At 61.0% G+C, this 24,485-nt stretch carries 19 protein-coding genes, 1 pseudogene and 1 riboswitch; of the genes and pseudogenes, 7 read left to right on the top strand and 13 right to left on the bottom strand.

The genetic code is table 11. From position 1 onward, the window contains the following. Positions 1-71: 71 nt before the first annotated feature. The 4 genes from BLU37_RS21960 to BLU37_RS21945 form a co-directional block, all read right to left on the bottom strand. Positions 72-497: a cobalamin biosynthesis protein gene (locus tag BLU37_RS21960; RefSeq protein ID WP_090208858.1), complete on the bottom strand. Its 426-nt coding sequence runs from the start codon at positions 495-497 to the stop codon at positions 72-74. Then, positions 494-1,204 carry a CbtA family protein gene (locus tag BLU37_RS21955; RefSeq protein ID WP_090208855.1) on the bottom strand — a complete coding sequence of 237 codons (711 nt, stop codon included), beginning with the start codon at positions 1,202-1,204 and terminating at the stop codon, positions 494-496. The genes BLU37_RS21960 and BLU37_RS21955 overlap by 4 nt, the downstream gene beginning before the upstream one ends. Positions 1,205-1,226: 22 nt before the next feature. Next, positions 1,227-1,412 carry a CbtB domain-containing protein gene (locus tag BLU37_RS21950; protein ID WP_019362370.1) on the bottom strand — a complete coding sequence of 62 codons (186 nt, stop codon included), beginning with the start codon at positions 1,410-1,412 and terminating at the stop codon, positions 1,227-1,229. Between the two features lie 94 nt (positions 1,413-1,506). Beyond that, positions 1,507-1,730, bottom strand: a riboswitch (cobalamin riboswitch). 131 nt (positions 1,731-1,861) lie between these two features. Beyond that, complete coding sequence (locus BLU37_RS21945; RefSeq protein WP_090208852.1) at positions 1,862-2,218, bottom strand: response regulator; 357 nt, start codon at positions 2,216-2,218, stop codon at positions 1,862-1,864. Positions 2,219-2,466: 248 nt separating this feature from the next. On the opposite strand from BLU37_RS21945, the gene BLU37_RS21940 reads away from it, so the two are divergent. The 5 genes from BLU37_RS21940 to BLU37_RS21920 are packed head-to-tail and all read left to right on the top strand — an operon-like array spanning position 2,467 to position 8,983. Beyond that, positions 2,467-5,937, top strand: a complete 3,471-nt coding sequence (locus BLU37_RS21940) for a response regulator (protein ID WP_090208850.1) — start codon at positions 2,467-2,469, stop codon at positions 5,935-5,937. Further along, complete coding sequence (locus tag BLU37_RS21935) at positions 5,937-6,752, top strand: CheR family methyltransferase (protein ID WP_010445747.1); 816 nt, start codon at positions 5,937-5,939, stop codon at positions 6,750-6,752. Before BLU37_RS21940 ends, BLU37_RS21935 begins: the two co-directional genes overlap by 1 nt. Beyond that, positions 6,749-7,354 (top strand): chemotaxis protein CheB, encoded by a 606-nt coding sequence (locus tag BLU37_RS21930; protein ID WP_090208847.1) that lies wholly within the window; start codon positions 6,749-6,751, stop codon positions 7,352-7,354. The genes BLU37_RS21935 and BLU37_RS21930 overlap by 4 nt, the downstream gene beginning before the upstream one ends. Continuing rightward, positions 7,348-8,562, top strand: coding sequence for a hybrid sensor histidine kinase/response regulator (locus BLU37_RS21925; RefSeq protein WP_090208844.1), 1,215 nt, complete (start codon positions 7,348-7,350; stop codon positions 8,560-8,562). The genes BLU37_RS21930 and BLU37_RS21925 overlap by 7 nt, the downstream gene beginning before the upstream one ends. Positions 8,563-8,605: 43 nt before the next feature. Further along, positions 8,606-8,983: a response regulator gene (locus BLU37_RS21920; RefSeq protein WP_010445750.1), complete on the top strand. Its 378-nt coding sequence runs from the start codon at positions 8,606-8,608 to the stop codon at positions 8,981-8,983. Position 8,984: 1 nt separating this feature from the next. Here BLU37_RS21920 and BLU37_RS21915 read toward each other — a convergent pair whose 3' ends face one another. From BLU37_RS21915 to mexE, 9 genes are all read right to left on the bottom strand, one after another. Then, on the bottom strand, positions 8,985-10,658 hold the full coding sequence (locus tag BLU37_RS21915; RefSeq protein WP_090208841.1) for a response regulator: 1,674 nt from the start codon (positions 10,656-10,658) through the stop codon (positions 8,985-8,987). Then, entirely contained in the window at positions 10,655-12,157 is a 1,503-nt protein-coding gene (locus tag BLU37_RS21910; RefSeq protein WP_090208839.1) for an ATPase domain-containing protein, read from the bottom strand. Before BLU37_RS21910 ends, BLU37_RS21915 begins: the two co-directional genes overlap by 4 nt. 128 nt (positions 12,158-12,285) lie before the next feature. Further along, positions 12,286-13,338, bottom strand: coding sequence for a tetratricopeptide repeat protein (locus tag BLU37_RS21905; RefSeq protein WP_090208836.1), 1,053 nt, complete (start codon positions 13,336-13,338; stop codon positions 12,286-12,288). Between the two features lie 76 nt (positions 13,339-13,414). Next, complete coding sequence (locus BLU37_RS21900) at positions 13,415-14,314, bottom strand: bestrophin family protein (protein WP_090208831.1); 900 nt, start codon at positions 14,312-14,314, stop codon at positions 13,415-13,417. Positions 14,315-14,568: 254 nt separating this feature from the next. Next, positions 14,569-14,937: a hypothetical protein gene (locus tag BLU37_RS29110; protein ID WP_157696400.1), complete on the bottom strand. Its 369-nt coding sequence runs from the start codon at positions 14,935-14,937 to the stop codon at positions 14,569-14,571. Positions 14,938-15,003: 66 nt separating this feature from the next. Next, a complete protein-coding gene (locus BLU37_RS21895) occupies positions 15,004-16,293 on the bottom strand; it encodes an HAF family protein (RefSeq protein WP_090208828.1) in 1,290 nt (429 codons plus the stop codon). A gap of 231 nt (positions 16,294-16,524) precedes the next feature. Then, the gene (locus tag BLU37_RS21890) at positions 16,525-17,949 is read right to left on the bottom strand and encodes an efflux transporter outer membrane subunit (RefSeq protein ID WP_090208825.1); all 1,425 of its coding nucleotides are present in this window, start codon (positions 17,947-17,949) and stop codon (positions 16,525-16,527) included. Beyond that, a complete protein-coding gene (locus BLU37_RS21885; RefSeq protein ID WP_019363026.1) occupies positions 17,946-21,125 on the bottom strand; it encodes an efflux RND transporter permease subunit in 3,180 nt (1,059 codons plus the stop codon). Before BLU37_RS21885 ends, BLU37_RS21890 begins: the two co-directional genes overlap by 4 nt. A 12-nt stretch (positions 21,126-21,137) precedes the next feature. Beyond that, entirely contained in the window at positions 21,138-22,394 is a 1,257-nt protein-coding gene (mexE, locus tag BLU37_RS21880; protein ID WP_090208823.1) for a multidrug efflux RND transporter periplasmic adaptor subunit MexE, read from the bottom strand. A gap of 487 nt (positions 22,395-22,881) precedes the next feature. Between mexE and BLU37_RS30020 the strand changes: the two are divergent. Continuing rightward, positions 22,882-23,646: pseudogene (locus BLU37_RS30020) on the top strand (PAS domain-containing protein); the annotation flags it as partial. Further along, positions 23,620-24,237: a methyl-accepting chemotaxis protein gene (locus tag BLU37_RS30015; RefSeq protein ID WP_397428764.1), complete on the top strand. Its 618-nt coding sequence runs from the start codon at positions 23,620-23,622 to the stop codon at positions 24,235-24,237. The pseudogene BLU37_RS30020 and the gene BLU37_RS30015, both read left to right, overlap by 27 nt. The last annotated feature ends 248 nt before the right edge of the window (positions 24,238-24,485 follow it).

Genomic DNA, 24,485 nt, shown 5'->3' with positions numbered 1-24,485 from the left:
GTGCTCGCCGGGAGGGGTTGGGGCGCCGAGTTCGGGTCTGACATGAAAAATGCTCATGCAGGAGAGGGGAATTATCGAGGGTTTTGCCCGGTCCAGGCCAGTGCAAAGATTGCCTGCGGATGTTTCTGCCGGGTAATCAGCAGGCTTGCCGGTGCCTGGCCCAACTGTTCGGCCAGGGCCAGTGCGGCACTTTCGGCGACACCGTGGCAGCCGGTATGGGCGAACGCCTGGCTGGAGCGGTGGGTCAGGCGCGGCTCATAAGGTTGCAAGGCCGCGGCACTGAAGAACACCAGCGGCAGTTCCAGGCGCCGGGCCAGTTCGAGCAGCCCCGGCTCAGCGTTTTTCCCGTCGATGCTGGCCAAGCCCGCGAGGCTCGCCAGATCGATTTGGTGAGCCAGCAGGGCGTTTTCCAGCAACTGCAACAGGACGGACGCCTCGCAGCCCTGCCGGCAGCCGAAACCCGCCGCGAGGGTTGGCTTCGCCTGGAGCGTTGTCATGCCGGGTATTGGGCGTCGTTCTTGCGGCGGAACAGCCAGGCGCTGATCAGGCCCAGGGCCAGCCAGAACACCGCGTTGGTCAGTTGCGAGGCGATCTTGAATTGCGCTTCCAGTGCTTGCGGCGCCAGGCTGGAGTGCACCTCGGGTTGCGGTGCACCGATCACATGGGGCACCACGACAATCGCCACGCCCAGCAACTTCAGCGCCCAGTGCCGACCGAAGACGAGCAGGGCAATGGCCACTGCAGTGGACGCCGCAGTACTGGCCCACCAGATCTGCCGTTGCAGCAGGTCCGCTGCTGCGGTGCCGGGCAGTTCCGGTGGCAGGCCCAGAGTTGGCGCCAGGCAGAACGTCGCGTAACCGGCCAGTCCCCATAGCAGTCCTTGGGCGGTGCGATTGGGCGCGCGCAAGGTATAGAGGCCGGCGAGCATCAGGGCGAAACCGACCGCGACCACCAGATTGCCTCCGGTGGTGGACAGCACGCGCTGCCAGCCATCTTTCGGCTCCCATGCCTCTTCAGCGTGGCCTTCATGACTGTGGCCGGCCATGGCGGCGCCGGTGTGTTCATGGGCTTCGCTGGCCGGTGCCTTCTCGTAGGTCTCTGCCTGGAGAATCAGCGGTGCGACCCAGAAGCTTTGCAGCAGGGTCAGCAGCAGCGCGGCCAGCAGTCCGCTGAAGCCCGCGGTTTGAGCAATACGCTTGATCATCGGAATGTTCTCGGCTCGCGACTCAGTGGCACGGGAAGGCTGCGCTGTGGCGCGTGTCGTGGGCCGCGTTGTGAACGGCGTCGATGTGCGAGAAGCCGGCGAAATACACCAGCAACACGCCCAATACGCTGGCGCCGATGGCGGCAACGAGACGTTGGCTCAGGGTCGATGTGGTGGTGCCGGAATGGCTGGCGACGGTAATGGACATGGCGCTCCCTCTGAAATGTCAGCAGGCGGCCAAGCGCAAGAAAACCTCGCGGGTCGGGCCCGGAGGTTTCAACAGCGCCTGCCCACCGCAGGTTTGTTATTCGATTTTCCGGGCCGGTCTCCGGGCTCGCGAGGGGTTCAGCATGGCTCGAACCTTCTGGCGTCGCCTTCCCATGCCGTGATGGCACAGTGGATCTGACGCTTCTCTCGCTTACCGTTGCGGGGGCAGCACCGGACTGGTCAGGCATGATGAAGTATCAGCCGACGCACCGGTTTCCCGTTTCACCCTGTGAAGGGCACCCAGAACAGGCGGGTAGGAAAGCATGCTCGCGTCCGTGCGTCAACTGAGCCCAAGACGCGCCGACATGTACACAGGACAGCGTTTGATGTCAGGTGAAAAGCTCAACTTAAAGTGATTTCTAGAATAAAAAATTCAATAAAAACAGTTAATTAAATGATACTTTTGATCTTATATCTCAATTTATCGATAGAAAATGGCTTGCCGATCACCTGCATTCCCTCGGGTACCTCGATGCTTTCGGCGTAGCCGCTGGCAAACAGAATCGACAGGTCTGGGCGCATCTGCCGTGCCGTTTTCGCCAAGTCACGGCCATCCATGCCGGGCAGGCCGACATCGGTCATCAACAGATCGATGGACGTGGTGGGGTCATTGAGAATCTCCAGCGCTGTATCGCTGTCACCGGCTTCCAGCACCGTGAACTCCAGTTCCTCCAGCACATCGACAATCAACATGCGGACAATGGCGTCGTCTTCGACAACGAGGATGGTGGAGCGGGCTGCAGACATAATGGTTTTCCCAAAAAATGAAGGCGGGACAGGATTGCCTGTCTCTTGTATTGGTCAGCGGCGAAGCGCTACTCGTTCTCTTTCTTATACAAAAAACATTAGCTGTATAAGTGTGGCAGCATAGCGGGTCTGGTTGATGCTGGGCAGTGCACTGCCGGAAAATGCCTTCTACGCTGTGAGAAAGATGAATCTTTTTTTCAGAATTACGGCAAACTCCTTAATTTTCAAGACTTCCTCCGGGGCCCGAAATGAATTCACCGTCTTCGGTTGATGAGCACAGCTTCCGCAAACTCCTGAGTCGCAACGTCAGCCTGCCGCTGGGGGTGGGTGTGCTCAGTGCGGTGTTTTTCGTCTCTCTGATCACTTACCTGCTCTCAGTGATCCAGTGGGTGCAGCACACGGATAGGGTGATCAATAACGTCAACGAAGCGATGAAGCTGTCCGTCGACCTGGAAACCGGCATGCGCGGTTTCCTGATCACCGGCGATGAGCACTTTCTCGATCCCTATGAAGTTGCCAAACCGAAGATCGTTGCAGGGCTACGCGGCTTGCAGGAGCTGGTGGCGGACAACCCGCAGCAGGTCGATCGCTTCCGGCGTATCGAAGCGTTGCAGGATGCCTGGACCGAATACGCGCAATCGATGATCGATCTGCAGCGCGCCAAGGGCGACTACCGCGAAGCGGTCAAGGCGGGGCGTGGCAAGCGCCTGGCCGACGAAATCCGCAGCGAATATGAAAATGCCATTCAGACCGAGCAACAGCTGCGCTTGGCTCGCAACGAGGATGTCAGTCGCACGACCCTGTGGACGATCGGGCTCTATCTGTTCTTCGTGCTGGGGCTGAGTGCATTCCTGGCTTATACGGGAAGAAAGAATTTATTAGACCTTTCAAATACTTATGCGAAAAATCTCGCGTTGCAGCTCAAGAGTTCCGAGCACCTCGAGAAGCAGGCATGGTTGCGTAGCGGCCAGACCGAACTGGCCTCGCAAATGCTCGGTCAGTTGGGCTTGGGCCCGCTGGGCCGCAATATCCTGCAATTCTGTGCCCGCTATATGGGAAGTGTCGTTGCCGCGGCCTATGTGCGTGAGGAGCATGGTGGGTTCAGGCGAATCGCCACGTATGGCTTTTCCCGTGAACAGGAACAGCAACGGCTGGACGTCTTCGGCGACGAGGGGGTGGTCGGTCAGGTGGCGACTCAGGCACGGCTGATTCGCCTCGACGAGGTCCCGGAGGATTATTTCAAGGTCAGCTCCGGTCTTGGCGAAGGTTTGCCGCGCAGCGTGCTGGTGGCACCGACCACCAATGACGGAGAGGTCAATGGCGTGATCGAGCTGGGTTTCCTGCGTGCCCTCGACGAACGCGATATCGAGTTGCTGGAACTGCTTGCCAGCAGCATCGGCACCTCCATCGAGGCGGCCCGCTACCGTCAGCGTCTGCAGGAAGTCCTGGCCGAAACCCAGCAACTCAACGAAGAGCTGCAGGTCCAGCAGGAAGAACTCAAGACCGCCAACGAAGAGCTGGAAGAACAATCCCGGGTGCTCAAGGAATCCCAGGCACATCTGGAAACCCAGCAGGCCGAATTGGAACAGAGCAACGAGCAACTGGCCGAACAGCGCGATGCCCTGGATCACAAGAACAGTGAGCTGAACCTGGCCCAGGTCGAACTCGAAGAACGTGCCGAGCAGTTGCAGCGTTCGAGCAAGTACAAGTCCGAATTCCTCGCCAACATGTCCCATGAGTTGCGCACACCGCTCAACAGCTCGCTGATCCTGGCCAAGCTGCTCGCGGAAAACCCTCAGGAAAACCTCACCGACGAGCAGGTCAAGTTCGCCGAGTCGATCTATTCCGCCGGCAACGACCTGTTGAACCTGATCAATGACATTCTCGACATCGCCAAGGTCGAGGCGGGCAAGCTCGAAGTCCGCCCGGAGAACACCAGCGTGGCACGGCTGGTGGAAAGTCTGGGCAATCTGTTCCTGCCGTTGGCCAAGGACAAGGGCCTGGTATTCAGTGTACTGATCGAGGAGGGCGCGCCCGAAACGCTGTTCACCGACCGCCAGCGACTGGAGCAAGTGCTCAAGAACCTGTTGTCGAACGCCGTGAAGTTCACCGAGAAAGGCCAGGTCAGCCTGACCGTTTCCAGTCGGCCCGGCGTCGGTATCGTCTTCAGCGTGCGCGATACTGGCATCGGCATCGCCGCCGAACAGCACGCAACCATCTTCGAGGCGTTCCACCAGGCCGACGGCACCACTAACCGGCGTTACGGTGGCACCGGTCTGGGTCTGTCGATTTCCCGCGACCTGGCGGCGCTGCTCGGTGGTTCGATCAGTGTCGCCAGTGAACCGGGCCAAGGGAGTGTCTTCACCCTGGCGTTGCCACGCGAATACACCATGGCCCACAGTGATGCGCCGCTGGTCCCGCCAGCAGCTCATGTGCTGCCGCCGTTGGTGCCCAGCCCGCGCAGAGAGCTGCCGGCGGCGCTCGATACGCCGATCGAACGCTTTGCCGACGATCGCGACAAGGCGCCCTTCGAAACCCGCAGCATCCTCGTGATCGAGGATGAACCGAGCTTTGCCCAGATCCTCTACGACCTGGCCCACGAGCTGGGCTACCAGTGCCTGGTCGCGCACGGTGCCGATGAAGGCTTTGCACTGGCTGCGCAGTTCATTCCGGATGCGATCCTGCTGGACATGCGCCTGCCCGATCATTCGGGGCTGACCGTGCTGCAGCGCCTCAAGGAACTGGCGCCGACCCGGCATATCCCGGTGCATGTGATTTCCGTGGAAGACCGCGTCGAGGCCGCCATGCACATGGGCGCCATGGGCTATGCGGTCAAGCCGACCACGCGCGAGGAACTCAAGGAAGTCTTCTCCCGCCTCGAGGCCAAGCTGACCCAGAAGGTCAAGCGCGTGTTGCTGGTCGAGGACGACGACCTGCAGCGTGACAGCATTGCCCGGCTGATCGGCGACGATGACATTCAGATCACTGCGGTGGGGCTTGCCCAGGAGGCTCTGGACCTGTTGCGCGAGCATGTCTACGACTGCATGATTATCGACCTGAAATTGCCGGACATGCTCGGCAACGAGCTGCTCAAGCGTATGTCCACGGACGATATCCGCTCGTTCCCGCCAGTGATCGTCTACACCGGACGCAACCTGACCCGTGACGAAGAAGCTGACCTGCGCAAGTATTCGCGCTCGATCATCATCAAGGGCGCGCGTTCGCCGGAGCGCCTGCTCGATGAAGTGACGTTATTTCTGCACAAAGTCGAATCGACGTTGTCCAATGAACGCCAGCGCATGCTCAAGACCGCGCGTAGCCGCGACAAGGTTTTCGAGGGCCGCAAGGTCCTGCTGGTCGATGACGATGTACGCAACATCTTTGCCCTCACCAGTGCCCTGGAGCACAAGGGCGCCATCGTCGAAATCGGCCGTAACGGTCGTGAGGCGATCGAACGCCTCAACGAAGTCGAGGACATCGATCTGGTACTGATGGATGTGATGATGCCGGAAATGGACGGCTACGAAGCGACCCTCGAAATCCGCAAGGATCCGCGCTGGCGCAAGCTGCCGATCATTGCGGTGACGGCCAAGGCGATGAAGGACGACCAGGAGCGCTGCCTGCAGGCCGGTGCCAACGACTACCTGGCCAAGCCGATTGACCTGGATCGACTGTTCTCGCTGATTCGCGTGTGGTTACCGAAAATGGAAAGGATCTAGTGCAACAGAATTTCGATATTGAATTGCGCCTGTTGATCGAGGCGATCTACCTCAAGTACAGCTACGACTTTCGTGACTACTCCGGCGCCTCGATCAAACGCCGGGTCGTCCATGCCCTGCGCCAGTTCGACTGCCCCACCGTGTCGGCGTTGCAGGAGCGGGTATTGCACGATCCTGCGGCCTTCATGCAGTTGCTGCAGTTCCTGACCATTCCGGTCAGCGAGATGTTTCGCGACCCCAGTCACTTCCTGTCGATTCGCCAGGAAGTGGTGCCGCTGCTCAAGACCTATCCGTCGATCAAGATCTGGATCGCCGGTTGCAGCACCGGCGAAGAGGTGTATTCGATGGCGATCCTGTTGCGTGAGGAAGGCCTGCTCGACCGTACCATCATCTATGCCACCGACATCAACCCCAGCTCTCTGGATAAAGCCAAGCAGGGAATATTTTCACTGGATAACGTGCGGGCCTATACCCAGAATTACCTGCAGGCCGGTGGGCAACGGGAATTTTCCGAGTACTACACGGCGGCTTACGGCTACGCGATCTTCGACAAGACGCTGCGTGAAAACGTGACCTTTGCCGATCACAGTCTGGCGACCGACAGCGTATTCTCTGAAACTCAATTAATTTCATGTCGTAACGTATTGATTTATTTCAACAAAAAGCTTCAAGATCGAGCCTTTGGTTTGTTTCACGAGTCGCTCTGCCACCGGGGGTTCTTGGTGCTGGGCAGCAAGGAAACGTTGGATTTTTCATCTTTTGGCAGGCAATTCGAACCCCTGGTCAAGCAAGAGCGGATCTATCGCAAGCTATGAACCAACAGACTCCTGAATTCAATCAGCGACAACGTCTGGAAGCCATCGCCGTGGGCGCTTCGGCAGGCGGCGTCGAGGCGTTGCTGACGGTATTCAGTGAATTGCCGAACGGTTTCAGCCTGCCGGTCATTGCCGTGCTGCATCTGCCCGAGGAGCGTCAGAGCCGCTTGGCCGAGGTTTTTTCCCATCGTTTGTCGATGCCGGTCAAGGAGGCGGCCGACAAGGAGTCGATCAGCCCCGGAAGCTTTTATTTCGCGGCGCCCGGCTATCACCTGTCGGTGGAACGGGACCGCAGTTTTTCTTTCAGTTGTGAGGCGCGGGTGCACCATTCGAGGCCTTCCATCGATTATCTGTTCGAGTCTGCCGCCGATGCCTACGGTTCGAGCCTGCTGGCGATCCTGTTGACCGGGGCCAACCAGGACGGTGCCCAGGGCCTTGCCCAGGTCAAGGCCCTGGGCGGCCTGACCGTGGTGCAGGACCCGCGCGAGGCGCGGATAGCCACCATGCCCGAGGCAGCACTCGCTTTACACGTACCCGACTACATCCTCCCTCTTCGCGGCATTGGCCGCCTGCTTGTCGAGCTGGAACGAATCGCATGTTAAGTACAATCCAGGCCAAATTGCTGATCGTCGACGATCTGCCGGAAAATTTGCTGGCGCTGGAAGCGCTGATCAAGCGTGAAGACCGCATTGTCTACAAGGCCCTTTGCGCCGACGAGGCTCTGTCGCTGCTGCTGCAGCACGAGTTCGCCATGGCGATTCTCGACGTGCAGATGCCGGGCATGAACGGTTTCGAGCTGGCTGAACTGATGCGTGGCACCGAAAAGACCAAGAATATTCCCATCGTGTTTGTCAGCGCCGGTGGACGGGAACTCAACTACGCCTTCAAGGGCTATGAAAGCGGGGCTGTGGACTTTCTCTACAAACCCCTCGATACCCACGCGGTGAAGAGCAAGGTCAATGTCTTCGTCGATCTCTATCGCCAGAGCAAGGCCATGAAACAGCAGGTCGAGGCCCTGGAGCAGAGCCGGCGCGAGCAGGAGGCGCTGCTCAAGGAGTTGCAGGCCACGCAGCAGGAGTTGCAGCGTGCGGTGCGCATGCGCGACGATTTCATGTCGATCGTTTCCCACGAGGTACGCACACCGCTCAATGGGCTGATTCTCGAGACCCAACTGCGCAAGATGCACCTGGCCCGTAACAACGCGGCGGCGTTCAGCCTCGACAAGATGAATGCCATGGTCGAGCGTGACGAACGGCAGATCAAGAGCCTGATCCGGCTGATCGAAGACATGCTTGACGTGTCGCGTATCCGTACCGGCAAGCTGTCGATCCGACCGAGCCGTTTTGATCTGTCGCAGTTGGTGAGCAAATTGCTGGAAGGTTTCGCGCCCCAGATCCAGGCCGCCGAGTCGACGCTCAGCTACGAGTCGAGCGGGCCACTGGAGGGCCATTGGGATGAGTTCCGGATCGAGCAGGTGATTTCCAACCTGCTGACCAACGCCGTACGCTACGGTGCCAAAAGCCCGATCGATGTCCGCGTGTACCGCGACGGCGATCAGGCGTGTATCGAGGTCCGTGATCGCGGCATCGGCATCAGCGAGGACAACCAGAAACGGATTTTCCTGCAGTTCGAGCGCGTTGCGGCTGGGCATTCAAGCGCCGGACTGGGCTTGGGCCTGTTCATTTCCGAGCAGATCGTAACCGCCCATGGCGGTACCATCACGGTCAGCAGCAAGCTGGGTGAGGGTTCGACCTTCTCTGTTCGCCTGCCATTGCAGGAAACCCGGCACACCGACGCAACCTCCGGCTGAGCTGGTGGTCGTATGGGCAGAATTTTGAGAATGAAGGTTTTCCATGAGTGAAGATGCACAAGACGTCGTGCTGATCGTCGAAGATGATCCGTCGATCCTGATGGTGCTGTCGGCGTATTTGTCCAGTGTGGGCTATCGAGTGCTGCAGGCCGAAAACGGCGAGCAGGCCTTCGAGATCCTGGCGACCAAGCCCAACCTGGACCTGATGGTCACCGACTTCCGCTTGCCCGGCGGGATTTCCGGGGTCGATATCGCCGAACCGGCGGTCAAGTTGCGTCCGGATCTGAAGGTGATCTTCATCAGCGGTTATCCGGCGGAAATTCTCGAAACGGACAGCCCGATCACCCGCAAGGCGCCGATCCTGGCTAAGCCCTTCGACCTCGATACCTTGCAGGAGCAGATCCAGCGCCTGCTGGCCTGACTCAAGCGTTGATCATTTCCCGGACCCTGGCCGTGAGCAGGTCCAGGTTGAAGGGTTTGGTGATCATCTGCATGCCCGTGTCGAGAAAGCCGCCACGCACCGCCGCGTGTTCGGCATAGCCGGTGATGAACAGCACCTTGAGCCCTGGCCTTAGTTGACGGCCGATTTCCGCCAGTTGCCGGCCGTTCATCCCAGGCAGGCCGACATCGCTGATCAGCAGATCGATGCGTTGGCTGGATTCGAGTACCGGCACGGCGGCATTGCCGTCCTCGGCCTCGACGAACTGATAGCCCAGCTCGCTCAAGACATCGCGCACCAGCGCCCGTACTGCCGGGTCGTCCTCGACGATCAGCACGGTTTCGCCTTCGGCGGCCTGGGAAGACGGCAACAGTTGCAATGAGTCGTCCTGGAGTATCGGCTCACCGCTGTAGCGCGGCAGATACAGGTTGACCGAGGTGCCTTGGCCGACCGTGCTGTCGATACAGACATGCCCGTGGGACTGCTTGCTGAAACCATAGATCATCGACAGCCCCAGGCCAGTGCCCTGGCCGATCGGCTTGGTGGTGAAGAACGGATCGAAGACCCGGCTGATAATATTCTCCGGCATGCCGCAGCCAGTGTCGCGGACCTGCAGCAGCACATAGTCGCCCGGCTCCAGGCGCCCCTGGGATTGCGTGAAGGCCAGGTCCAGCACCTGATTCGACGTACTGACCAGCAACTGACCGCCCTCCGGCATGGCGTCGCGGGCATTGAGCACGAGGTTGAGCAGGGCGCTTTCCAGTTGATTGGGATCGGCTTCGGCGGTCCACAGTGCCGGGGCCAGGTCCATGCGCAGTTCGATGCTTTCATTCAGGCTGCGATGCAGCAGTTCGCCCATGGACTTGACCAGCTCGTTCATGTTCACCGGCTTGGAGTCCAGCGACTGCCGGCGAGAAAATGCCAGCAGCCGATGGGTCAGGCCGGCGGCACGGTTGGCCGAGGTGACGCCGAGGTCGATGAGGTTTTCCAGGTCTTCCAGACGTCCACGGGCCAGCCGGCGCTTGAGCAGTTCGAGGCTGCCGATGATCCCGGTCAGCATGTTGTTGAAGTCGTGAGCGATGCCACCGGTCAGTTGCCCCACCGCTTCCATTTTCTGCGATTGGCGCAGGGCTTCTTCGTTGTGCCGCAACTGCATGGTGCGCTCTTCTACCTGTTGCTCAAGGGTCTCCAGGGTTTCCTTGAGCCGTTGTTCGCTCTGGCTCAGGTCGACCAGGCGATCACGGGCTTCGTATTGTCGCCTTCGACCGCGAATGGCCGAGGTCACCAGGCTGATCAGGGTGGCCGGGTGGAAGGGCCGTTCGAGAAAGGTGACATTGCCCAGCTGGCTGCCGACCCGAAAGGTTGTGGGCCGTTCCGGGCGTCCGTGGTGGGTCAGCAGCACGATAGGCAGGTCTGACCAGGACGGTTGCTGCTGCAGATACTGCAGCAGTGGGTCGAGATCGATGGCTTGCAGCGCTTCGGCACTGATGATCGCCAGACCGGCGCCGCGCTCCAGTTCAAGGCACAACGAAGACAGATTTTCCGTCACCACCCCGCAGAAACCGGCTTCCTCGAGGATCCTCCGGGCGATCTGGCTGTCACGGCCCCAGGGCGCCAGGATGATCGCCCGTTCGGAAACCTCATGCGAATGGTTCACAAACCCTCATCCTTGAGCAGTGGCAGGGCCTCGCCGAGGTAGGTCGGTACGCCACGCAACCCGCCCTGGAAGGCGTCCAGCGGTTTACCGATGGTCATGCCTGTTTCGCCGATGCGGTATTCACGAATGGTCGACTCATGGGGGCCGGTGCGTTTCTTGATGATCGAAATCGCCCGGCGGACCTTGCCCAGGGCCTCGAAGTAACGCAGCAGGATCACCGTATCGGCCAGGTAGGTGATCTCTACGGGGGCCTGCATGTCGCCGACCAGGCCATGCTGGGCGACGGTCATGAAGGTCGCGGCGCCGCGGCGATTGAGATACAGCAACAGTTCGTGAATGTGCAGGATCAGTGCGTTCTCTTCCGGCATGGCGGTCTGGTAACCGTTGATGCTGTCGATCACCACGGTCTTTATATTGCCTTCATCCACGCAACGCCGGACCCGATGGGAGAACTCGCCAGGCGACAGTTCGGCGGCGTCGACCTGCTCCATCCACAGGTTGCCGGTGGCTTGCAGGGCCGCCAGATCGATGCCGAGGTGTTTCATGCGCTCGTGTAGCAGGCCCAGTTCTTCGTCAAAGATGAACAGCGCGGCCTTTTCACCACGAGCCACTGCCGCGGCGGCGAAGATCATCGCGATGAGTGTCTTGCCGGTACCGGCCGGACCGAGGATCAGGGTGCTGGAGCCGGTTTCGATGCCGCCGCCGAGCAGGGCGTCCATCTCGCCGATGCCGCTGCTCAGTTGCTGGCGCAGATATTCGCCACGGTGTTCGGCCGCCACCAGGCGCGGGAACACATGGATGCCGTCGTTGCCGATGGTGAAATCATGGTAACCGCCCCGGTACTTCTGGCCCCGGTATTTCACCACCCGAACCCGACGCCGTTCGGCGCCGTAGTTCGGCGCCAGTTCCTCAAGCCGGATGACGCCGTGGGCGACACTGTGCACGGTCTTGTCGAGGGATTCGTTGGTCAGGTCATCGAGCAGCAGGACCGTGGCCTCATAACGGACGAAGTAATGCTTGATCGCCAGGATCTGCCGGCGGTAGCGCAGCGAGCTTTGTGCCAGCAACCGAATCTCGGAAAGACTGTCGAGCACCACGCGGGTCGGCTTGATCCGTTCCACCGCTTCGAAGATCTGCCGGGTGGCCTCGCCCAGTTCCAGGTCCGAGGAGTGCAGCAGACTTTGCTGGTGATCGGCATCGAGCAGGTTTTCCGGGGGCGTCAGCTCGAAGATGGCAATGTTGTGATCCAGTTCCCAGCCGTGGGATCGGGCACCCTGGCGCAGTTCCTGCTCGGTTTCCGAGAGGGTGATGTACAGCGAGCGCTCGCCGGCTTCGGCGCCCGCCATGAGAAATTGCAGGGCGACGGTGGTCTTGCCGGTACCGGGTTCGCCTTCGAGCAGGAACACATGACCACGGGACAGACCGCCGGAAAGAATGTCGTCCAGGCCGTCGATACCGGTGGCCGCCTTGGCGGTGATGGAGTCAGAGGGTGTCGTCAATTCCAGAGGCTCTTTTGGCTGGGGATACTGTTACTGGACCGCTCGCGCAGGCCACGGTTCCCAATTTCACCGCACTGGTGGGCGCCAAGTTGCTGGCGAGCCGTCGAAGGCAGCCCTCCAGATGGAGGTTACAGCCCCTGCTGCAACGCCGGATCATCCGGATTCTGCTGCTCCAACTGCGCCAGCAGAATCTGCACATTCTGTAGCTGTCCACTTTCCTTCCAGTAGCCAATCAGCAACACCCGGGCCTTGCGGTTTGCCGGATGACGTTGAACCAATTCCTCCAACTGGCGCTGGGCGGCTTCAAGCTGGTCGAGATCGTGCAGGGTGGTGGCGAGCTTGTAGCGGTATTCGGTGTTGTCCGGCTCCAGTTCCACGGCTTTTGCCAGGCTCAACAGGGCGTATTCGCTCTGGCCGTGGTGCAGCAGCCAGACGCCCAGCGCGTGTTGAAGATAGGCCGACTGCGGCTGTACTTCCAACTGCCTGGCGAGTAATTGCCGGGCCTGATCGGGCTGGTTGCGTTTGTCCAGCAATTCAACCTGGGCCACCACTGCCTTGAGATTGTTCGGTTCCAGTCGGGAGACCTGTTCGAGGGACTGCTGCGCCTCATTCAACTGGCCTTCGTGCAGGTACAGGCGCGCCAGTTGGAACTGCGCTTCGGCGTTTTCCGGTTGAGCCTTGAGGGTGCGTTCGTATTCCTCGACCACCTGCTGCAACGGGCCGAAATACAAGCCCTGGTCATCCGGTGAGAGGCCGAGCATAGCGTTGGCCGCTGCGAAACGCACCGCCTGTTCGCGGTCCTCCAGCACCGGCCCGAGCAGCAGGCTGCGCTGGGCTCCGGGGACCAGTCCGACCACGCTCTGGATCGCCGCTTCTCGCACCAGTGCCGAGGGGTTTTGCAGGTCCGTGTCGGCCAGTTTCAAGGCGCGTGGGCTGGGGTAGTTGGGCAACTCGGCATGCAGGGCGGCCCGGCGGGTGTCCGACAGGTCGGTGCGCGCCAACTGCTGATAGAGCACCCGCGCGGCCCCGGGCAGACCATTGTGAGCCTGCTTGAGCGCCTGACCGTAATTGACGTGAGGCGCCTGGGGGTTGGCCAGCTTGCCGGGCATCAGATGCCAGACAAGGCCGAGGGCGAGCACTAACAACAGGCTGGTAAGCAGGTAGCGGCGGGGCTTCGTCATGCTGGGTCCGTGAGCTGGCGAGCTTTCGTTGGATGGCAAGCTTCGGTCAGCCGCGTCCTGGAGTCAAACCCGCCGCCTAACTCAGCACGTATTCCACTGGCGCCAGCGGTGGCGGCAGATCGATGTGGCCCAGACTGGCAAGGACCTCGCGCTCCACGGTGCGCAGAATCGCGCTGCAGGGCAGATCATTTTCATCGAAGCCGAACGGGTCTTCCAGATCGTCACCGATCTCGTCCAGGCCAAGAAAGGTATAGCTTACGATCGCGGTGAAGATCGGCGTCAGCCAACCCAGCGGTTCGGCCATGGCGAAGGGCAGGAGGATGCAGAACAGGTAGATGGTCCGGTGCAGCAGCAGGTTGTAGGGGAAGGGCAGTGGTGTCTGCTTGATCCGTTCGCAACTGGCCTGGACCTGGCTGAGGCTGAGCAGCAGCGAGGAGAACAGCGTATAGCGCCACTCACTGATCAGGCCCTGTTTCACCATGTCCTGGCAGCGGATGCCGATGCGCTGCAGCACTTGATCCGTGGCGTTCGGGTGTCCGGGGCTCGGCGTGTCCTGTTGCCAGGGTCGGATGGCCTGGCACTCGTCTTCCTGGCGCAGACGGGCGATCAGCCCGTGGGCAAAGCCGCAGAGTTCGCGCAGCAACGCCGTACGTTGCGGCCCGTCGCCGAGCACCTGGCTTTCGCGGATCAGCGAGCGGATATCGATGATCATCTGTCCCAGTTGCTTGCGGCCTTCCCACCAGCGGTCATAACAGGCGTTGTTGCGAAAGCTCATGAAGATCGACAGCGACAGGCCGAGCAGGGTGAAGGGCGTTGCGTTGACCTTGGAGAAAAACTCCGGGTGTGCGGTTTCCACCAGCACGATGACTGCGGCGAGGAGGGTCACCACCAGGCAGCGCAAGGCGATACGGCGAGCGATGGAGCCTTTGAGGGAAAACAGGATGGCGGTAAGGTTCGGCTTTGGACGCACGATCATGGGCAGGGACTGGCAGCAGCGCGGGGGGTACGCAGTTCCAGACTAGAAGTCGGGGAGGCGGCTTGTCCAATCGCTCTGCCCGACAGCTTGATCGAGCCTATCTATCGGCGGCACCCGCTGGAGATCCATGGTTGGAATTCCAGGTGGAGTTCGTTCCCGCTGATACACCAGGGGCCGACAGCAACGAGTGTTACTTGCAGGGCGCGACCGCCCAGTCGCCGTCGGCGCCATGGTTGTAACCCACTCGACCGGTCTTAATAACGGACCGGGCGATAAGGTGGCTTGTTCGCGGCGTAACCGTTGCTGTAACCCGCCGAGAAGCCGTAGTTGTAGCCCGCATTATAGTCCGCGGCATATTGATGGCGGCCGGCTGCGTAACCTGCTGCATAGCCTCTGTCGTACCCGGCATTGAACCCCGGAGAGTAACCTGCGGGTCTGGCGGGCACGTTACTGTTGCACGTATAGCGGCAGGCGGGAGCGGCCTGGCTGGATGTCGCGATCAGCGGGCAGATAGTCCCCGCGGCAATCAGCAAGGCCAATGCAAGCCCCTTTGGGGGGCACAAGGAGTACGTCGCTTTTGTTTCCGTGGAACAGGCCGACGGCGAAAGAACGATAGCAGTCATTTCAGTATCCCTCTGGATCAAACCCATACGCTTCGGTGGAAGCCCTGAACCCTTCACGTGCTCGCCCTAGGGCGTGTTGGTGATCACGCCGTCTCCCTGCTGGCTGATGCTGGCGTCTTCGCTGACGCCGGCGACATAGGCGCCATTGGGAGAAATGGTGTCGGCACAGTCGTTGCCACCGGCGCCCAGGGGGCTGATTGCGACCAGAGCACCGCCGACGCTATGGAAGGCAAAGGCTTCACTCAGACCATTGACCTCACTGCAACCGACGACGACGCCGTTGTTGGAAATTGCCTTGGCGGTGCCTTTCGAACTGCCTGGCAAGGGGGCGATCGGGGTCGCGTTGGTACCGGTTGCGGGATCCCAGAAGAAGGCCGTGGTAAAGCCTCCGGATTTAATCCGGTTGCCGGTGATCTGCCCCGAGGCGTTCATGGCTATCCCGGAGTTACGCAGCGAGGTGCTGCTGTTGATGGTCAACAGCACCGTTGGCGCGCTGGCACCGCCGGCGGCCCATTGCACGGTTTTATAGGTATTCGGAGTGCCGCTGCCACCGCCATTGTAATAGCAGGTGCCGAGGATTTTTCCGCTGGCATTGATTGCACTGGCCACACAGTAACTGGCCCCGCTGGGCACGGGCAACGCGCTATAGCCGGTGCTGGCATTGGCCCAGAGCACGGCCTGGTTTTTCCCCTGGCCTCCGGCCCCCGCAGGGCAATTGCCGATGATCGAGGGGGTTGCCGCGTCATTGATATCCGCGACGTTGCAGTTGGTGACCGAGCCGAGCAGCGGCGGCAGCAGGCTGTTCGCCGCCCCTGCAGAGGTCCAGACCACCGGAGTGGTTTCACCCGTGGGACTGATGCTGATGCCCGTCACGACACCTGCCAGGTTGACCGCAGCGGCCTCCGTCTGTACGTCGGGTACCAGGCGCAGCCCGGCGAGAATGGGCAGCGGTTGCAGCAGCAGGGGGCGCGCGGTGAGGTTGTTGCCATGCCACACGACAGCCTGGCTGTCTTCGTTGGTGTCTTCGCAGGCGCCGATGATCACGGCGGTGCTGATCGGCGCGTTATTGACCGCATCGGCGGTGCAGCTCGCTTCCACTCCACTGGCGGAGGCGTACAAGGAAGGCAGGGCCGTCGCCCCGCCAGAGGCGGTATCCCAGAGGGCCCGGGGGGTGAAGTCTGTGCTTTGACCCACGCCAACAAAAAAATGGTAATCGGTGCCAGAGGTCAGTCGGGTATCGAAAAACGTGGTGTTGGTGATGTTATCGGTCCATATGGCAGCCTGGGCCGTCATGGCCAGGTTGGCGCCGGCGATAGCCAGGCCTAGCGAAGTGACAAGACGAGAGGGGAGTTTCATGACGCTTCTCCTTGCGATGAGTGAGCGCACGATCTATGCGCGTACTTACCGTACCCAGAGCCCGCTTCGCCGGTAACTGTCAGAAATGACAGTTCGTTAGAGCATTTCGGAGTTGATGAAATATCTTGTAACACTATCTCCCGGCATTATTCATCGACGAAAAAAAGCCCCGCAAGCCAAGGGCTGCGGGGCCAAATCGGTTGGAGGGGCATCCAGCCGGGAGAGTCTGAATCAGTTGCTGGCGACGGTCTGCGGCGCGAAGCCGCCCCCCAGGGCCTTGTAGATCGCGACGATGCCGCGATACAGGTCGACCTCGGCCTGGGCCTGGCTGTCTTCGGCGGCCAGGCGCTCGCGCTGGGCGTCGAGCAGGACCAGGAAGTCGACGCTGCCTTCGCGATAGCGGATCGCGGCCAGGTCAGCGGCGGCACGGCTCGATTCGCTCTGGCGAATCAGCGAGACCAGCCGCTGCTGGCGCTTGCCATAGTCGGTAAAGGCGTTCTGCGATTCTTCAAGCGCTAGCAGCACTTGTTGCTCGTAGGTCGCCAAGGCACCTTCAGCTTCGGCATTGGCACCGCGCAGGCGCGCCCGCACGCTGCCCAGGTTGAACGCCGGCCAAGTGATGCTCGGGCCCAGGGCCCAGGCATTGGCGGCCGACGAGCCGATCTGCGAACCACGCCCGGCGGTAAAGCCGAGGAAGCCGCTGAGGCTGACCCGTGGGAACAGGTCGGCCTTGGCCACGCCGATCCGCGCGGTGGCGGCGGCCAGCTTGCGTTCGGCACTGAGAATGTCCGGACGGCGTTGCAGCAGTTCGCCCGGATTGCCAATGGCCAGGGCCTTGGCAATCGCCGGCAGGTCCTTGGGACCCAAGTCCACCGTCAGACTGTCCGGGCGTTCGCCGAGCAGGGTAGCGATACGGTTTTTCTGCCGGGCCTGTTCGGCCTGCAGTTGCGGTACGCTGGCTTCGACCGCCGCCAGGCGGGCATCGGCACGGACCACGTCGAGCTGGTCGCCGACCCCGGCGTCGCGCAGGCTTTCGGTGATGCCCTTGGACTCCTGCTGGTTCTTCAGGTTGGCCAGGGCAATCTTTTCCCGCAGTTGTGCGCCGCGCAGTTGTCCGTAGGCATCCACCAGTTCGGCGATCATCGTCACCTGCAACTGGTACAGGTCGGCTTCGGCCGCCTGCTGGTCGGCGTCGGCGGCCTCCAGGTTGCGCTGGATGCGGCCGAACAGGTCGACTTCCCAGGCCATGTCCAGCCCCAGGTCATAGCGCTCGCTATTGACCCGGCTTTCGGTCTGGCCCGGGACCTGGCCCTTGCCGAGATTGGCGCTGGCCCGGCTGGTGATGGTTGGCATCGCATCGTCGCTGGCGTCATCGCGGATCGCCCGCGCCGCCTTCAGGCGGGCGAAGGCGACACGCAGGTCACGGTTGCCGCTCAGGGACTGGGTCACCAACTGGTTGAGGGTCGGATCGTCGAACTGTTGCCACCAGACACCCTCGAAGCGTGCGCGGTCGAAGTTCTTCTGCGCAGCACTTTCATCGCTGGCGGCAGTGATCTTCGCCGCCGGGGTGTCGGGAGTCTTGTAGTCCGGGCCGACGGCACAGGCACTCAGCGCCAGTACCAGCAGGCTCGGCACAAAGGCCTTCATACTGCTCATTGTTGCGCCTCCAGCTTGAGGGCCCGTTCGGCCTTGCGCGCTTCGCCACGCTCGACGAAGCGGCGGATCAATACATAGAACACGGGGGTCAGCAGCAGACCGAAGAAGGTCACACCGAGCATCCCGGAGAACACCGCCACGCCCATGGCATGACGCATTTCGGCACCGGCACCGCTGGAGAACACCAGGGGCACCACGCCCATGATGAACGCCACCGAGGTCATCAGGATCGGCCGCAGACGCAGACGGCAGGCCTCCAGCACCGCGCTCAGCGGATCGAGCCCTTCTTCCTGCTTGTCCTTGGCGAACTCGACGATCAGGATCGCGTTCTTGCACGCCAGGCCCACCAGTACGATCAGGCCGATCTGGGTGAAGATGTTGTTGTCGCCACCGGACAGGATCACCCCGGCAATCGCCGACAGCAGGGTCATCGGTACGATCAGGATCACCGCCAGCGGCAGGCTCCAGCTTTCATACAGGGCCGCCAGGACCAGGAACGCCAGCAGTACGCAGAGCGGGAACACCAGCAACGCGGTGTTGCCCGAGAGGATCTGCTGGTAGGTCAGGTCGGTCCACTCGTAGGTCATGCCGTTGGGCAGTTCGTCCTTGAGCAGTTTCTCGATCGCCACCTGGGCCTGGCCGGAGCTGTAGCCCGGTGCCGCTGCACCGTTGATTTCGGCGGTGATGAAACCGTTGTAGTGCATCACGCGGTCCGGCCCCGAGGTATCGCTGACCTTGATGAAGGTCGCCAGCGGGATCATCTCGCCCTTGTTGTTGCGCACCTTCAACTGGCCGATCTGGTCGGATTCGAGGCGGAACTGCTGTTCGGCCTGGACGTTGACCTGATAGGTACGGCCGAAGCGGTTGAAGTCGTTGGCATACAGCGAACCCAGGTAGATCTGCAGGGTGTCGAAGATGTCACTGACGGCCACACCGTGGGTCTTGGCCTTCTCGCGGTCGATGGCTGCGTCGACCTGCGGCACGTTGACGGTGTAGCTGGTGAACAGATTCGCCAGCTCCGGCACGCTGCGGCTTTTGTTGATGATGTTCATGGTTTCCTTGTACAGCTCGTCGTAGCCCAGGTTGCCCCGGTCCTCGATCTGCAGGCGGAAACCACCGATGGTGCCCAGGCCTTGTACCGGCGGCGGCGGGAAGATCGCCATGTAGGCTTCCTGGATCCCGGCGAACTTGCCGTTCAAGGCCCCGGCGATAGCGCCGGCCGACTCGCTCGGGTCCTTGCGCTCGTCGAACGGTTTGAGGGTGACGAACACGATGCCGGCGTTCGGACTGTTGGTGAAGCCGTTGATCGACAGGCCGGGGAAGGCCACCGCGCTTTCCACACCGGGTTGTTTCAGGGCCAGGTCGGACATGCGCTTGATGACGTCTTCGGTACGGTCCAGGCTCGCCGCGTCCGGCAGTTGGGCGAAGGCCACCAGGTACTGCTTGTCCTGGCCGGGCACGAAACCGGTCGGGGTGGTCGAGAAGCCGAGCCAGGTCAGCACGATCAGGCCGGCATAGAGCACCAGCGCCACGCCGCTGACGCGGATGACACGGGCGACGGCGCCGACATAACCATGGCTGGCGCGGTCGAAGAAACGGTTGAACGGACGGAACAGCCAGCCGCCAAGCAGCGCGTCGAGCACCTTGGAGAAACGATCCTTGGGTGCGTGGTGATCCTTGAGCAGCACCGCAGCCAGGGCCGGCGACAGGGTCAGCGAGTTGAACGCCGAAATCACGGTCGAAATGGCGATGGTCAGGGCGAACTGTTTGTAGAACTGGCCGGTCAGGCCGGAAATGAATGCCGCCGGGACGAACACTGCGCAGAGCACCAGCGCCGTGGCGATGATCGGGCCGGTCACCTCACGCATGGCGCGCTTGGTGGCTTCCACCGGACTGAGGCCAAGGCCGATGTTACGCTCGACGTTCTCCACCACCACGATGGCGTCGTCCACCACGATACCGATCGCCAGAACCAGACCGAACAGCGACAGGGCATTGAACGAGAAGCCGAACAGATGCATGACCGCGAAGGTGCCGATCAGCGAGACCGGAACGGCCACCAGCGGAATAATAGAGGCGCGCCAGGTCTGCAGGAACAGGATCACCACCAGCACCACCAGTATCAGGGCTTCGAACAGGGTGTGAATCACTGCCTCGATGGAGCCACGGACGAAGATGGTCGGGTCATAGACGATGCTGTAGTCCATGCCCTGGGGGAAATCCTTCTTCAGTTCATCCATTTTTGCCCGGACTTCGTTGGAAATCTCGATGGCATTGGAGCCTGGACGCTGGAAAATCGGGATCGCCACTGCCGGCTGGTTGTTCAGCAGCGAGCGCAGGGCGTACTGGCTGGAGCCGAGTTCGACCCGGGCGATGTCCTTCAGGCGGGTGATTTCCCCGTCGTCGCCAGCACGAATCACGATGTTCTCGAACTCTTCCTCGGTAACCAGACGGCCCTGGGCGTTGATCGACATCTGGAAACTGGTGGCGTTCGGCGCGGGCGGTGCACCCAACTGGCCGGCGGCAACCTGACGGTTCTGTTCGCGGATGGCATTGACCACGTCGGTGGCGGTCAGATTGCGCGAGGCAGTCTTGTTCGGATCGAGCCAGACCCGCAGGGAGTAGTCGCCCATGCCGAACAGTTGCACGTCGCCGACACCGCCCAGGCGCGCCAGCTCATCCTTGATGTTGAGCAAGGCATAGTTGGACAGGTAGAGCATGTCGTAACGCTGGTCCGGCGAGGTCAAGTGCACGACCATGGTCAGGTCGGGCGAGGCCTTGTCGACGGTGATACCGATTCGGGTCACTTCGGCCGGCAGCTTGGGCTCGGTGCGGGTCACGCGGTTCTGAACCTGCACCTGCGCGTTGTCCAGGTCGGTGCCCAGGGCGAAGGTGATGGTCAGGGTCAGTTTGCCGTCGGCGGTCGACTGCGAGGACATGTACAGCATGTTCTCGACGCCGGTGATCGCCTGCTCCAATGGCGCGGCCACGGTTTCGCCGATCACCTTGGGGTTGGCGCCGGGGAAGTTGGCACGCACGACCACGGTCGGCGGGACCACTTCCGGGTATTCACTGATCGGCAACTGGAACAGCGAGATGGCGCCGGCGATCAGGATCAACAGCGACAGCACGGCCGCGAAGATCGGTCTTGATATGAAGAACTGGGAAAAATTCATCGTGTGTATCCCTTAACCGCGTGGAGTCGCTGCGGCCAGCTTGTTTGCCTGGGGCGCGGCGGCCTTGGCCGGGGCGACCTGCGACAGGTTGCTGGCTTCCAGGGCTTGTCGTTGTTGTGCCAGGGCGGCGAGGGTTTCCTTGCTGGCCATCGGGATCACTTCGGGATCCACTGGCGAGCCAGGACGCACGCGTTGCAGGCCCTTGACGATGATGGTGTCGTCCTTGTTCAGCCCGCTGCGCACGATGCGCAAGCCTTCGATCTTCGGACCCAGCTCGACGGTGCGATAGGCCGTGTTCTTGTCGGCATCCAGCACCAGCACGAACTTCTTGCCCAGATCGGTGCCGACCGCTTCGTCGTTGATCAGTACGGCATCGTAGGTGCCGCTGCCGACCAGTTTCAGGCGTGCATAGAGGCCGGGGGTGAAGCTGCCGTCGCTGTTATCGAACACCGCACGGCCACGAATGGTGCCGGTGCGTGGGTTGACCTGGTTGTCGACGAAGTTCATCTGGCCCAGATGCGGATTGCCGGTCTCGTTGGACAGGCCCAGGTACACCGGAGTGGTCTGGCCACGTTTGCCCTGGCGAGCCAGTTGGGTGTACTTGAGGTAGACCCGCTCGTCGGCGTCGAAGTAGGCGTAGACCTTATCGGTGGAGACCACGCTGGTCAGCGGCGTGACATCGGCGCTGACGATGTTGCCGGCGGTGATCTCGGCGCGACTGACGCGGCCGCTGATCGGGGCGGTGACGCGGGTGAAGCTCAGATTCAGCCTGGCCAGATCCAATTGGGCCTGGGTCGCGTCGACCGCGGCCTTGGCTTCCTGGGCGGTGCTGGTACGGGTGTCGGCCAGTTCGGTGGAAATCGCGTTGCTGGTCAGCAGGCGCTTGCCACGTTCGGCTTCGTTGGCGGTGCGGTTGGCTGTGGCGCGGGCTTGCTGCAGTTGGGCTTCGAGGCGGTGGACTTCAGCCTGGTAGGGCCGTGGGTCGATCTGGAACAGCAGGTCGCCTTTCTTGACCAGTGCACCTTCAGTGAAGGTTACCTGATCGATCTGGCCGGAAACGCGCGGGCGGATCTCCACGGTTTCCGGGGCTTCGAGCCGTCCGGTGAACTCGTCCCACTCATTGACGGGTTGTTCGAGGACCTTGGCCACGCTGACCTTGGCCGCCGGCATCGCACCACCTGCCGCCACCGGTGCCTTATCGCAGGCGCTCATCACCACGACCGCCAGTGCCGCGAGGGGAAAGCGCAAAAGTTTAAGTGACTGTTCCATGGGGAGTCCGCCAATCTATTGAGATGGGCGGATGATGCTGTGGCCGCTGATCGCACACGAATCGAATGAAGCGAAGGTCACTATCATTCGGAATGATGGAAGCCCAAGAGGGCTTCCCATCATGCACTTTCGTTAGTAACCTATCAATCTCCTTGAGCGCAAATCTATGTTGCTCGTCATGTAATAAGGTTGCACTTGTCAGCCCTTTTCACAGGTATTTGGGTAATTCATTGAACGGCATGAATGCAAATTGCAATGCTGAAACTATTCAAATAAGAACTAACTGCTAATACGTACATGGCATTTCGCCATATAAAGTAAGATAGGCTTAATGCGCAGGGGAGCAAGCATTCAGCTTTCGGCGCCAGGGCTTGAAGAGCCTTCGTCCTGGCACCGAACGGCTTGCAACTTTTTTTCACGAGACCTTAAGTCGCCCCATAAATTGCCGATACACTTAGTATAGTGTTCGTCCTTTGTGAGGTGCGTCATGTTCAATCAAAAACTTAGAAATGAACTGGCGGCCAGGACGGCCGAAGTGGAAAGCTACAAGGGATTGATTGCCGCACTGGATCGCTCTATGGCGGTGGTGGAGTTCAGCCTTGATGGCAAGGTCATCCGCGCCAATGAGAACTTCTTGAAAGCGATGGGCTACCGGGCCGATCAGTTACCCGGCAAGTCTCATCGGGACTTCTGTGAGCCCGATCTGGTCCGCAGTCGTGAATACAGTGAGTTCTGGAACCAGTTACGTACCGGTAACTTCGTGTCTGGTACTTTCAAGCGCCTCAATGCCCAGGGGCAGGCTATCTGGCTGGAAGCCAGCTACAACCCGGTAATGGACCAGCAGGGACAAGTCTCCCGGATCGTCAAATATGCGCTGGATGTCACCGCACAGGTAGTCAGGGAGGCGGAAACGAACAGCAAGCTGACGGCGCTTGATCGGGCAATGGCGGTGATCGAGTTCGACCTGAACGGCAATATCCTCTGGGCCAATGATAACTTCCTCTCCACCATGGGCTATGCCAAGGCGGATCTGAAGGGCAAGCAGCATCGCATGTTTTGTGAGCCCAGCCTGGTCAACAGCAGCGAGTACAGCGACTTCTGGCGCCGACTCAACGCCGGTGAGTTCTTCAGCGGCCAATTCAAACGCATCGGTAAAAACGGCAGGACCGTCTGGCTGGAAGCAACCTATAACCCGGTTTTCGATGCCGCAGGCAAATTGAGCAAGATCGTCAAATTCGCCAGCGACATCACCGAGCGGGTCGAGAAGTTCGAAGCAGACTCGCTGGGCGCAGCGCGGGCCTACCATATTTCCGCCGAGACGGAGCGTGTCGCCGAGCAGGGCGAACAGGTCATCCAGCAGACGGCCAAGGAAATGCGCCTGATTGCCGACAACATCGGTAACTCGTCACGTCTGGTGGGACAACTGGGTGGCCGTTCCGAGGAAATTTCGGCGATTGTCAACACGATCCGGGGGATCGCCGAACAGACCAACCTGCTGGCCCTCAACGCGGCCATCGAAGCGGCCCGTGCGGGCGACCAGGGCCGCGGCTTTGCCGTCGTTGCGGACGAAGTACGACAGTTGGCCGGACGCACCAGCCGTTCGACCACCGAGATTGCCGAGGTGATCGGCAAGATCCTCGCGGAAACCCGCGACGCGGTGGCCAGCATGCATGTCACCCAGGAAGGCGCGCAACGCGGCGTCACCCTGGCGGATCAGGCCGGATCGGTCATTCTGCAGATCCGCAGCGGCACCAGCGATGCGGTGGAGGCGGTGAGCATGTTCGCGTCCAAGATGGAGGAGTCCGACATCATTCCGAAAACGGCAGTGGGCTGGGTCGGGTAGGATCTGACTCGCCATTGCCTGCGGCGCCTATCTGCAGGTGCATCCGTCTCCCACATGGCGCGCTCATTGTGGGAGGCAGCTGTGGCTGCCGGATGCCCCGCCACATTGAGCGGTGGGGCGCTGACCGAGACCGATATGACTGCGGATAAACCCCGCACCACAAGCTCCTGGAAGAGCGGACCAATATAGCGACTGGCAATAAACCAGACGAAAGGCATGGGGGAATCTATAAAGTTGCCGCAAACCGG

Origin of the sequence: Pseudomonas asplenii (genome assembly GCF_900105475.1) — a bacterium.
Classification (GTDB): domain Bacteria; phylum Pseudomonadota; class Gammaproteobacteria; order Pseudomonadales; family Pseudomonadaceae; genus Aquipseudomonas; species Aquipseudomonas asplenii.
Note: the sequence above shows the minus strand (reverse complement) of the source record. Positions and strands in the feature narration are given on the sequence as shown.

Excerpts from the sequence above, each read along its gene's own strand:
- BLU37_RS21955 (WP_090208855.1), bottom strand. The coding sequence starts at position 1,204 with ATGATCAAGCGTATTGCTCAAACCGCGGGCTTCAGCGGACTGCTGGCC.
- BLU37_RS21950 (WP_019362370.1), bottom strand. The coding sequence starts at position 1,412 with ATGTCCATTACCGTCGCCAGCCATTCCGGCACCACCACATCGACCCTG.
- BLU37_RS21885 (WP_019363026.1), bottom strand. The coding sequence starts at position 21,125 with ATGAATTTTTCCCAGTTCTTCATATCAAGACCGATCTTCGCGGCCGTG.
- BLU37_RS21895 (WP_090208828.1), bottom strand. The coding sequence starts at position 16,293 with ATGAAACTCCCCTCTCGTCTTGTCACTTCGCTAGGCCTGGCTATCGCC.
- BLU37_RS21960 (WP_090208858.1), bottom strand. The coding sequence starts at position 497 with ATGACAACGCTCCAGGCGAAGCCAACCCTCGCGGCGGGTTTCGGCTGC.
- BLU37_RS21900 (WP_090208831.1), bottom strand. The coding sequence starts at position 14,314 with ATGATCGTGCGTCCAAAGCCGAACCTTACCGCCATCCTGTTTTCCCTC.
- mexE (WP_090208823.1), bottom strand. The coding sequence starts at position 22,394 with ATGGAACAGTCACTTAAACTTTTGCGCTTTCCCCTCGCGGCACTGGCG.
- BLU37_RS21890 (WP_090208825.1), bottom strand. The coding sequence starts at position 17,949 with ATGAGCAGTATGAAGGCCTTTGTGCCGAGCCTGCTGGTACTGGCGCTG.
- BLU37_RS21945 (WP_090208852.1), bottom strand. The coding sequence starts at position 2,218 with ATGTCTGCAGCCCGCTCCACCATCCTCGTTGTCGAAGACGACGCCATT.
- BLU37_RS21905 (WP_090208836.1), bottom strand. The coding sequence starts at position 13,338 with ATGACGAAGCCCCGCCGCTACCTGCTTACCAGCCTGTTGTTAGTGCTC.
- BLU37_RS21930 (WP_090208847.1), top strand. The coding sequence starts at position 6,749 with ATGAACCAACAGACTCCTGAATTCAATCAGCGACAACGTCTGGAAGCC.
- BLU37_RS21920 (WP_010445750.1), top strand. The coding sequence starts at position 8,606 with ATGAGTGAAGATGCACAAGACGTCGTGCTGATCGTCGAAGATGATCCG.
- BLU37_RS29110 (WP_157696400.1), bottom strand. The coding sequence starts at position 14,937 with ATGACTGCTATCGTTCTTTCGCCGTCGGCCTGTTCCACGGAAACAAAA.
- BLU37_RS21940 (WP_090208850.1), top strand. The coding sequence starts at position 2,467 with ATGAATTCACCGTCTTCGGTTGATGAGCACAGCTTCCGCAAACTCCTG.
- BLU37_RS21925 (WP_090208844.1), top strand. The coding sequence starts at position 7,348 with ATGTTAAGTACAATCCAGGCCAAATTGCTGATCGTCGACGATCTGCCG.